Below are 9818 nucleotides of genomic sequence, written 5' to 3'. Positions count from 1 at the left end.
CCCGGCGGTGATCGGCCGTGAGCTCGATCGCTACCTCCCGTTCCTGGCCACCACCGCCGTCCTGATGGCGGCGGTCAAGGCCGGTGTCGGGCGAGAGACGGCACACGAGGTCATCAAGGAGCACGCCGTCAATGTGGCACTTGACATGCGCGAACGCGGCGCCGACCGCAACGATCTGCTCGACCGCCTCGCCGACGACAGCCGCCTGGGCCTCACCAGAGACAACCTCGACGCTCTCGTGAGATCGCCCTTGAAGTTCACCGGCGCCGCCACCGCACAAATCGCTGAGGTCATCCAGCGCGTCGAGGACGTCGCCGCCGCCCACCCCGACGCCGCGGCCTACACCCCGTCCCCCATCCTCTGAGCACACGGAACACTCCGGAGAAGCGCCGGAGGATCCCGTTGCCCCGAGACCAACCCAAGCGTAAAGAGACGGGCCGGGGAAGTTCGTCGATCGATCTTCGGCGGCGGAAGACACACGCAACCAGCACGCCCGGCCGTCCGCCGACCGCGTGAGAGTGAGACGAGCTTCCCCGGCCCACCCGAAGCCGACCACAGCCCCAGCCCACCCACCTCGGGGCAACCACCTCGGGGCAACGGGATGCTCCGAAGCGCCCCGCTCAGCGGCCGATGATCAAGCTCATTGCTTCGGAGCGCGTGGCGGGGTTGCGCAGCTGACCACGGACGGCGCTGGTGAGCGTCTTCGCTCCGGGCTTTCGCACTCCCCGCATCGTCATGCACAGGTGCTCGGCCTCGACCACGACGATCGCCCCGCCCGGCTTCAGAAGCTCGACCATCGAGTCGGCGATCTGGGTGGTCAACCGCTCCTGAACCTGCGGCCGCTTCGCGAACACGTCCACCAGCCGCGCGAGCTTGGACAGGCCGGCGATCCGACCGTCAGCGCCGGGAATGTAGCCAATGTGCGCATAGCCGTAGAAGGGCACCAGGTGGTGCTCGCACATCGACGCGAGCTCGATGTCCTTAATGAGAATCATCTCGTCGTGACCGAGCTCGAACGTCGTGGTCAACGCCTCCGCGGGGTCTTGCTGCAGCCCACGGAACATCTCCGCGTACGCGCGCGCCACCCGCCCGGGAGTATCGATCAATCCGTCCCGGGTGGGGTCCTCGCCGATGGCGGCCAGAAGCTCCCGGACAGCGGCTTCGGCCCTCTCGTGGTCGAAGACCCCGCCCGACGGCTGCGACGGCGTTACTGGGGGTTCCACCAACGCACTAGCTCCCCGACGTGTTGTCAGGCACCGCCGTGTTGTTACCGGTTATCGCGTTCTCACCCACAGGCTGGTGCTCGTCCGGGGAGATCGTCGTGCCCTCTTCGTGGTCGGATTCCGAACCGTTGGTCGAAACCTTCTCCGGAATGTCCACCGGCCCCAGCTCGGACGGCTTGCGCGTCGGGGAACCCGTCCATGCCGGCCGCCGCTCGAGCTTGCGGATCTGCTCGAACAACTCCGCCACTTCCTCCTTGTTCAAGGTCTCCCGCTCCAGGAGCGCGATGACCAGCCTGTCGAGGATGTCGCGGTTCTCCACCAGGATGTCGAACGCCTCCTGGTGCGCGTTCTCGATGAGCTTGCGGACCTCCTCGTCGACCTGCCCGGCGATCTCCTCGGAGTAGTCGCGCTGGTGCCCCATCTCCTTGCCGAGGAACGGTTCGGCGCTGTCGGAGCCGAACTTGATGGCGCCGAGCCGCTCGGTCATGCCGTATTGCGTGACCATACGCCGGGCCAGGGTCGTGGCCTTGTCGATGTCGTTGGCCGCCCCGGTAGTGGGATCGTGGAAGACGAGTTCCTCGGCGGCACGGCCGCCCATCATGTAGGCGAGCTGGTCAAGTATCTCGTTACGCGTCGTGGAGTACTTGTCGTCATCGGGCAGCACCATCGTGTACCCGAGAGCACCGCCGCGCGGCAGGATCGTCACCTTGTGCACCGGGTCGGTGTGGTGCAGAGCGGCCGCCACCAGGGCGTGTCCGCCCTCGTGATACGCGGTGATCCGCTTCTCCTCGTCCTTCATCAGACGCGAGCTCTTCTGCGGCCCAGCGATGACGCGGTCGATCGCCTCGTCCATGAACTTCGGAGTGATGACCTGCGCGTCGCCACGGGCCGTGAGCAGAGCGGCCTCGTTGAGCACGTTGGCCAGGTCGGCACCGCTGAAGCCCGGCGTACGCCTAGCCACGGCCATCAGGTCGATGTCCGGGGCAAGCGGCTTACCCTTGGCGTGCACCTCGAGGATCCTGCGCCGGCCGTCCAGATCGGGCGCACCCACAGTGATCTGCCGGTCGAACCGGCCCGGGCGCAGCAGCGCGGGATCCAGAATGTCCGGGCGGTTGGTGGCCGCGATCAGAATGACGTTCGTCTTGATGTCGAAGCCGTCCATCTCGACGAGCAGCTGGTTCAGCGTCTGCTCGCGCTCGTCGTGGCCGCCACCCATGCCGGCGCCACGATGCCGACCGACCGCGTCGATCTCGTCGACGAACACGATGGCCGGTGCGTTCTCTTTCGCTTCCTTGAACAGGTCACGAACCCGGGACGCACCCACACCGACGAACATCTCGACGAAGTCCGAGCCGGAGATCGAGTAGAACGGCACGCCGGCCTCACCCGCGACCGCCCGGGCAAGCAGCGTCTTACCGGTGCCTGGCGGCCCGTACAGCAGCACGCCCTTGGGGATCTTCGCGCCGACTGCCTGGAACTTCGCGGGCTCCTGGAGGAACTCCTTGATCTCGTGCAGTTCCTCGATCGCCTCGTTCGCACCGGCAACGTCGGAGAAAGTCGTCTTCGGCGCATCTTTAGAGGCCAGCTTGGCGCGGTTCTTGCCGAACTGCATGACTCGGCCGCCGCCGCCTTGCACACGGCTCAGGAAGAAGATGATCAGTGCCACCAGCAACAGGAGCGGCAAGACCGTACCGAGGATGGCCATCCACGGGTTGGACTGCGGGATGTCGACGTTGTAACCGTCGGCAAGCGCGCCGTCTACATGTTGCTGCTGAAGTTCGTTGACGAGATCCAGGCCCTGGTCCTCGACGTAGTAGGCCCACAACTCTTCGTCGTTGTTCAGCGTGAGCTCAACTCGTTGGACATCGCCACCGGTGATCTCGGCCGACTTGACATTCCCCGCTTCGATCTCGTCGACTACCCGTACGGTATCGACCTCTTCAGGGTCGTCTCCACCGGATAAGAAGCTGTTCAGCATGACCGCCACGAGGACGAACATGGCGAACCAGATCGCCGGTCGGACAAATCGCTTAGCGTTCATGATGCGGGGCTCGGACCCGTTCCTCCTGCTGAGTCGGTGGCACTCTTAGCCGGCGCGACGTCGATCCACTGCGCGCACAACCAAGACGTCTGATCGTTACGACGATACCCTGCGCCCGCCTCGTCCGACCATTCGCCGGTAGCGCGAGCCCGGCCCGTGATCGACTAAGAGTACATGTGTGGGGCCAACGTCGCGACGACCCGGAGGTTGCGATACTTCTCCGCGAAATCAAGCCCGTAGCCCACCACGAACGAGCTGGGGATATCGAACCCGACGTACTTCACATCCACCGCGGTCTTGGCCGCCTCCGGTTTACGGAGCATGGTGCAGATCTCCACCGAGGCCGGGCCGCGCGACTGAAGGTTGGAGACCAGCCACGACAGCGTCAGTCCAGTGTCGATGATGTCCTCGACCACGACGACGTTCCGCCCGCTGATGTCGGTGTCCAGGTCCTTGTTGATCCGGACAACGCCGCTGGACCGGGTGCCGGAGCCGTACGACGAGATGTCCATCCAGTCGATCTCCACGTGCCGGGAGAGGTGGCGGGAGAGGTCAGCCATCACCATGATGGCTCCCTTGAGCACGCCGACGAGCAGCACATCTTTGCCCGCATAGTCGCGCTCGATCTCCGCGGCCATCTCTGCCAGCCGGCTCTGGAGTTCATCCTCGGTCAACAGGACCTTTTCGATGTCGCCATCGATATGCTGCGGTTCCACGCTTCGACAGCCTGCCATATGCACAACACGATCACGTCATCTGGCCGAACCACAAGACGCCGCCAGACCGTTTCGCCCGGATCGCCCCAGGGAGGTCGATGCCTTTCTGCCCACGCCAGTCGGTGATCAGCACGTCGACAGCCGCGATGTGAGCGGCGTGCAGGTCGGCAGCAGGGCATCCGGCCGCGAGCGCCCCCGCCCGCAACACGCGCCAGCGGATGGCCTGGGGTAGCGCGGCAAGTCTCGTGACCTCGTAACCTGCGCCGGCGACCGCCTCGTTCAGTTCGGGGTCTCCGTCGACCACCGCGGCACCGACCGCCTCCCGCGCCAGCGTGTCCAGGGCGTCCGCGTCCGCGCGCAAGAGCTCCGCGGTACGGGCGAGCGCCTGCGCCAGCCCGGGCCCGAGCTCTGACTCCATGACCGGCAAGACGTTGTGACGAACCCGGGAGCGCGCGTACGCGGCGTCCGCGTTGTGTGGGTCCTCCCACGGCTTTACGTGATCCGGTACCGCGGCACGCACCACGTCGCGACGGAGCCTCAGCAGCGGACGCCGGAACAGCCCGGCATACGCGGCCATTCCCGCCAGCGAGCGCGCGCCCGAACCTCGCGCGAGCCCCAACAGCACGGTCTCGGCCTGGTCGTCCATGGTGTGCCCGAGCATGACGACCGCGGCATCGTGTCGTGCGGCCGCCGCCTCCAGGGCCGCGTACCGGGCACGGCGCGCGTCTCCCTCGGGTCCTTGTCGGCCGTGCGCGACACGCACGTGTACGGCCTCGACCGGATCAAGACCCATGGTGGCCATCGCCTCACTGACCGACCGGGCACGCCGGGACGACCCGTCCTGAAGCCCGTGGTCGACGGTGATCCCACCGGCCCGGATCCCGGCACGCCGCGCTTCGTGCGCCAGCGCGGCAGCCAGCGACAGGGAGTCGGCACCACCCGAGCACGCCACCAGCACGCTCCCGGCGTCGATGTCGGCGAGATGAGCACGGACTGCGCGCCGGACCTCCAGCTCATCGGCCGAACTCCGGTGCGACGCTCGCCCGCTGTCATCGACCTGATCGTGTCGAGACACTGCCGGGATGCGCTTCGTGTTCGGGATCACGCTCACCCGTCAGGTCCCGTGGACGCGATCCACCCAGGCAGCGGGGTCTGCGATCTCCTCCGACGACGGCAAGGTCTCGGCCGACTCCCAGACCCGGTTGAAACCCTCCATACCAACTCGATCCACGACCGCGTTTACGAATTTCGCGCCGTCGCGGTACTGACGCATCTTGGCCTCGAACCCGAGAACCTTACGGACGCTGCGATCGATGCCTCGTCCCTGGCGGCGGTTCTGGAAACGTCGCCGTATGGTCTCGACCGTGGGGACCACTTCGGGTCCCACTCGGTCCATGACCACGTCGGCGTGCCCTTCCAGCAGCGACATGAGCGCGGTCACCCGCTGCACGACGGCTTTCTGCTCCGGCGACTGCAGCAGGTCGAGCAAGCTCGTCGTATCCCGCTGGCCTCGAACGGCACGTACCAGCGCCTCGACCACCTCGCGCAGGTTGGCGACCAGCGCTTTGCCATCCACCTGGCTCGCCGAGACGAACGACTGGATCTCGCTCTGCAGGTGGTCGCGGAGCCAGGGCACAGCGGTGAACTGAACCCGATGCGTCTCCTCGTGCAGGCAGACCCAGAGTCGGAAGTCCCGGGGGTCCACCTCAAGCTCCCGCTCGACGTGGACGATGTTCGGCGCCACCAGCAAGAGGCGCCCGAGGGTCTCCTGCCGCTCCACCGGAAGCGTCGTCACGGCGGCTTCGATGTCCGTGCTCCTGGCCTCACCGTTCCAGTCATTCGGCCGCACCGTGCTCGCCGGCCCGGCCGCCCCGTCCTCCCGCGCTTCGGTCGGCACGTCCGACGGCCCGCCGCGGAAGAACGGGTCGAACTGCCCGAGCACGCGTCCTGCGATGAAAGCCAGGAAGACACCGGTCTCCAGGCCGGTCGCCTTGGGCCCGACGAAGTCCAACGGCCCGCCGTCCTTGCCCTTGCGAGCGTCATGAACCTTGCGGGCCAAGGGGGCGACGATGGTGCGCAGGCTCGCCGTGTTCGCCGAGATCCAGCCCTCTCGGTCAACCACCACGAGCGGCGCCGACGCCGACGAGCCGTCGAGACCGGTCACAGCGCGTACGTGGCCCTCGGCCTCGGCGGCAAAGCGGCGCAGATCGGCGACGGTCTCGTGCGCCTCCCCCTCGGACACCTCCGGCCCCGAGCCGGCAAGGCGGGTCGCGGTCTTGGCCGCCAGATCCCAATCGACGAGTTCAGGGGCGGCATCATTCGTCGTCATACCGTCAACGCTACGTCAACTCGAGCCATGGGCTACCCCCGAACGCGGCTCAATGCGGCGGCGAACTCGTCTAGCGCCGCGCGCGCCCCTAGTGCGTCGTCCGCGTCGTCGGCCAGAATCGCGAACGCGTACGTGGTCCCGTCCCGGGCCACCGCGACCCCAGCCAAGCTGTGCACCCCGGTCAAGGTCCCCGTCTTGGCGCGGACATATCCTGCGCTGCCGTCCGCCGACCGTTCGGCAAGGGTGCCGTCGAACCCGGCCACCGGCAGACCGCTGATCACCGGCCGGAGGTGCGGCCGCTCCGCATCGGCGGCGACAGTCAGCAGGGACACCAGCAACCCGGCTGTCACCGTGTTTCCCCTGGCCAGGCCACTCCCGTCTGCGACGTTGAGGCCATCGACGTCTACGCCGAGGCCGGAGAGGACTTCGGTGACCGACTCCTCTGCGTCGGCGGAGCTTCCGGGCCTGTCGAGCCCTAATGCGACGTGTCTCGCCATCGCCTCCGCGGCGTCGTTGTCACTGGTCCGGAGCGTGTACCCGACGATCGCCGACAGCGGCGGCGAGTCGACCGCCGCGACCTGCTCCGCTTCGGCTTCGGCCCGCGCGCGCTCCGGCTCGTCGTCGGAGACCGAGACCCCGGCACCATCGAGCATGCCGGCGAACTGTTCGGCCGACGCCAACGCCGGATCATCGACCCTGTCGCGGAGCCCAGGTTCACGGCGCGCACCGTCCACCGACAGCGCGTTCACCGGTCCCGCCACGCCGTCCGGCACGTAGTTCGTGCGCCAGTCGGGGTCGACGCCCGGCCCGGAGAACAGACTGTCGTCGTATGACAGCCGTACCGACGTCACGCCCGCCTCTTCCAGCGCTTCGGCGGTCCGGGATGCCAATGCCTCCAGGCTGGAGGCGGACGGCATCACCACCGCGTCCGCGGCCGAGGCAAGCACCGGGTCGCCACCGCCGACGAGCGTGATCTCCGCATCACCGCTCTGGCCTGGGGTCATCACCACCTCCGTGGAGAAGCGATGCTCAGGGCCGAGGACCTCCAGCACGGCTGCCGAGGTCACGAGCTTCATGGTGCTTGCCGGCGTCAGCGGCTCGGCGGCGTTGGACTCGTAGACATCGGCATCCGCGCTCAGGTTCACAACGGACGCGCTCACGCTCCCGCCCAGCACCGAAGCTCCAGCCAACGAGTCGAGGACCTCACCTAGCGCACCGTCTTCGGAGCTGTTGGCTTGATCCGCATCAGACGTATCGGACGACTCGAGGACCGTACCGGCCGGTTCCCATCGCGACGGGGGCGCCGCCTCTGCGGGCAAGGCTGCCGATACCTTGCCGGCCGTGTCCGACGACGGAGGAAGCACGCCTGCGCCGTATAAAGCGACACCGGCAAGCGCGCCCGCAGCAGCGACACCGGCCACGGCCAGCGCCGCTGTGCGTGCGCGCAAACCTCTGCGACCGATGCGGCGCCGCTCGCGCCGGTCGGGCGCCCGCTCCGGAACGGGATCTTCTGGCCGCGACATATCTCTCCGAGGCTCCCGCTGCTCGGCTGCCGGCAGCGCTGTTACATGGGCGTGATGTATTAAACACGCGGGCAATGGCGGATCACGTACCACGGTACGGGACACTAGGGACGTCCCATGTCCCGCATGCCGGTCGTGGCCGGCGCAGGTTGCGCTTCCACGCGCGGCCGTCCGTCTTGGGGTAAGGAACGAGTGGGTCAACGACGACGAAAGAAAGGTAGCGCCGTGCAATTCGACGTCACGATCGAGATCCCCGCGGGGAGCCGGAACAAGTACGAGATGGACCACGACAGTGGCCGGATCCGCCTCGACCGCAGGCTGTTCACCTCGACACGCTACCCACACGACTACGGCTTCATCGATGACACTCTTGGTCTCGACAGCGACCCGCTCGACGCGTTGGTCTTCATCGAGGAGCCGACGTTCCCCGGCTGCCTCATCCGGTGCCGCGCCATCGGCATGTTCCGGATGACGGACGAGGCAGGCGGAGATGACAAGGTGCTCTGCGTGCCCGCGGACGATCCTCGTAAGGAACGCCTGATGGACATCGGAGACGTGCCCGACTTCGACCGCCTGGAGATCCAGCACTTCTTCGAGGTCTACAAGGACCTGGAGCCGGGCAAATCCGTCGAGGGCGCCACGTGGGTCGATCGAGCGGCTGCCGAGGAGGAGATCCGCGCTTCCTACGCCCGCGCCAAGGAGGCGGCCCACTGACGTCGCGGGCGCTCGTCCCGTGACCCCGAACTGATCTTGCCTTCAGACGTTTGCCAGGACTATTTCTGGGCAACGCGTGGAGTATAAGCGGAAACATACCTAAACATGAACTCTTGGACCCGTGCCCGAAGAAACTGGACATAGTTCCCGACCTACCGGGTAAACTCATTATTGAATAGCGGTTGAGTCGATGACGAGTCGCCCAAAGACTTGGATCACTGGGTCTCCCATCGTTCTGGTGCACGAACCCGGCCTCCGGGCACGGACCCAGCGCGTCCAGCCGACCTACAACACGGGCACGTGCCCCGGCGGACGCCCGTCGTACGGCATCGTCCACACACGAGCGGTGGTTCATTCACATGAGCAACACAACAACGACGGCACCTGAGGCGGGTTTTGACGCCAATGGTGCGCGAGAAGTACGGCCAGGCCCCCCGGGTTCGCGGCGTGAGCGATACGTGAGCGAGTACTCCGAGCTCTCCCGCCAGATCAAGGAATCCGGCCTGCTGAAGAGGCGATACGGGTACTACTGGACGCTCATGATCACCATGGTGGCCGCGTTCGCGGGTGTCTGGGTGGCGTTCGGGCTGCTCGGCAACTCCTGGTTCCAACTCATACCGGCAGCTGTGCTGGCCGCGGTGCTCGCCCAGTTCGGCTTCCTCGGACACGACGGCGCTCATCGCCAGATCTTCGCCTCGCACCGCTGGAACGAATGGTCGGCCAGGGTATTCTCAGGCCTGTTCACCGGCCTCAGTTACGGCTGGTGGATGACCAAGCACAACCGCCACCACGCGAACCCCAACAAGGAAGGGTCCGACCCCGACGTCGGACCCGGTGTACTCGCGTTTACGCCGGCCGCGGCAGAGCAGAGAACCGGCTTCGCTGCCCGATTCGCCCGGCGACAAGGTTATTTCTTCTTTCCGTTACTCCTCCTCGAAGGACTCGCCTTGCATGTGGCGAGCATTCAGACGATCCTCCGCAGAGAGGCATTGAAGCACCGGTGGTGCGAGGCGTTGTTCATCGCCGTCCGCCTCGGTGGCTATCTCGCTGCCCTGCTCATCGTGCTGCCGCCTGGAAAGGCCGCCGCGTTCTTCGGCGTCCAGATGGGGCTGTTCGGTCTGCTCCTCGGAGGATCCTTCGCCCCCAACCACAAGGGCATGCCGATCGTCCCGGCGAACGAGAAGATCGACTTCCTGCGCCGCCAGGTACTGATGTCCCGCAACATCCGAGGTGGCTTTGCGACCGACTTCGCCATGGGCGGGCTCAACTACC

General features: G+C 66.6%; 8 protein-coding genes and 1 pseudogene. 3 read left to right on the top strand and 6 right to left on the bottom strand.

The features are described from left to right. Window positions 1-364: pseudogene (locus ELR45_RS40900) on the top strand (adenylosuccinate lyase); the annotation flags it as partial. 256 nt (window positions 365-620) lie between these two features. Here the strand turns inward: ELR45_RS40900 and folE are convergent. From folE to dacB, 6 genes are all read right to left on the bottom strand, one after another. After that, window positions 621-1223, bottom strand: a complete 603-nt coding sequence (gene folE, locus ELR45_RS14315; protein ID WP_129667003.1) for a GTP cyclohydrolase I FolE — start codon at window positions 1221-1223, stop codon at window positions 621-623. A 7-nt stretch (window positions 1224-1230) separates the two neighbouring features. After that, entirely contained in the window at window positions 1231-3264 is a 2034-nt protein-coding gene (gene ftsH / locus ELR45_RS14310; RefSeq protein WP_129667002.1) for an ATP-dependent zinc metalloprotease FtsH, read from the bottom strand. A gap of 164 nt (window positions 3265-3428) precedes the next feature. Next, window positions 3429-3980 carry a hypoxanthine phosphoribosyltransferase gene (gene hpt / locus ELR45_RS14305; RefSeq protein WP_240759711.1) on the bottom strand — a complete coding sequence of 184 codons (552 nt, stop codon included), beginning with the start codon at window positions 3978-3980 and terminating at the stop codon, window positions 3429-3431. Window positions 3981-4011: 31 nt separating this feature from the next. Beyond that, window positions 4012-4992 carry a tRNA lysidine(34) synthetase TilS gene (tilS, locus tag ELR45_RS14300; protein WP_420813886.1) on the bottom strand — a complete coding sequence of 327 codons (981 nt, stop codon included), beginning with the start codon at window positions 4990-4992 and terminating at the stop codon, window positions 4012-4014. A 102-nt stretch (window positions 4993-5094) separates the two neighbouring features. Next, on the bottom strand, window positions 5095-6309 hold the full coding sequence (locus tag ELR45_RS14295) for a zinc-dependent metalloprotease (protein WP_129667000.1): 1215 nt from the start codon (window positions 6307-6309) through the stop codon (window positions 5095-5097). Between the two features lie 32 nt (window positions 6310-6341). After that, a complete protein-coding gene (gene dacB / locus ELR45_RS14290) occupies window positions 6342-7832 on the bottom strand; it encodes a D-alanyl-D-alanine carboxypeptidase/D-alanyl-D-alanine endopeptidase (RefSeq protein WP_129666999.1) in 1491 nt (496 codons plus the stop codon). Between the two features lie 225 nt (window positions 7833-8057). Here dacB and ELR45_RS14285 point away from each other — a divergent pair, with 225 nt between their 5' ends. Both ELR45_RS14285 and ELR45_RS14280 read left to right on the top strand, forming a co-directional pair. Then, window positions 8058-8546, top strand: a complete 489-nt coding sequence (locus ELR45_RS14285) for an inorganic diphosphatase (RefSeq protein WP_129666998.1) — start codon at window positions 8058-8060, stop codon at window positions 8544-8546. 458 nt (window positions 8547-9004) lie between these two features. Further along, window positions 9005-9818 (top strand): fatty acid desaturase family protein (locus tag ELR45_RS14280; RefSeq protein WP_205856582.1); only part of this gene is annotated, 814 nt, incomplete at its 3' end.

The sequence above is a fragment of the Phytoactinopolyspora endophytica genome (assembly GCF_004138495.1).
In the GTDB taxonomy this organism is placed as follows: domain Bacteria; phylum Actinomycetota; class Actinomycetes; order Jiangellales; family Jiangellaceae; genus Phytoactinopolyspora; species Phytoactinopolyspora endophytica.
The sequence above is the reverse complement of the archived record's forward strand: the minus strand, read 5'-3'. Positions and strand labels throughout refer to the sequence as shown.

Coding starts and splice junctions, on each gene's coding strand:
- ftsH (WP_129667002.1), bottom strand. CDS start 3,264: ATGAACGCTAAGCGATTTGTCCGACCGGCGATCTGGTTCGCCATGTTC.
- dacB (WP_129666999.1), bottom strand. CDS start 7,832: ATGTCGCGGCCAGAAGATCCCGTTCCGGAGCGGGCGCCCGACCGGCGC.
- ELR45_RS14295 (WP_129667000.1), bottom strand. CDS start 6,309: ATGACGACGAATGATGCCGCCCCTGAACTCGTCGATTGGGATCTGGCG.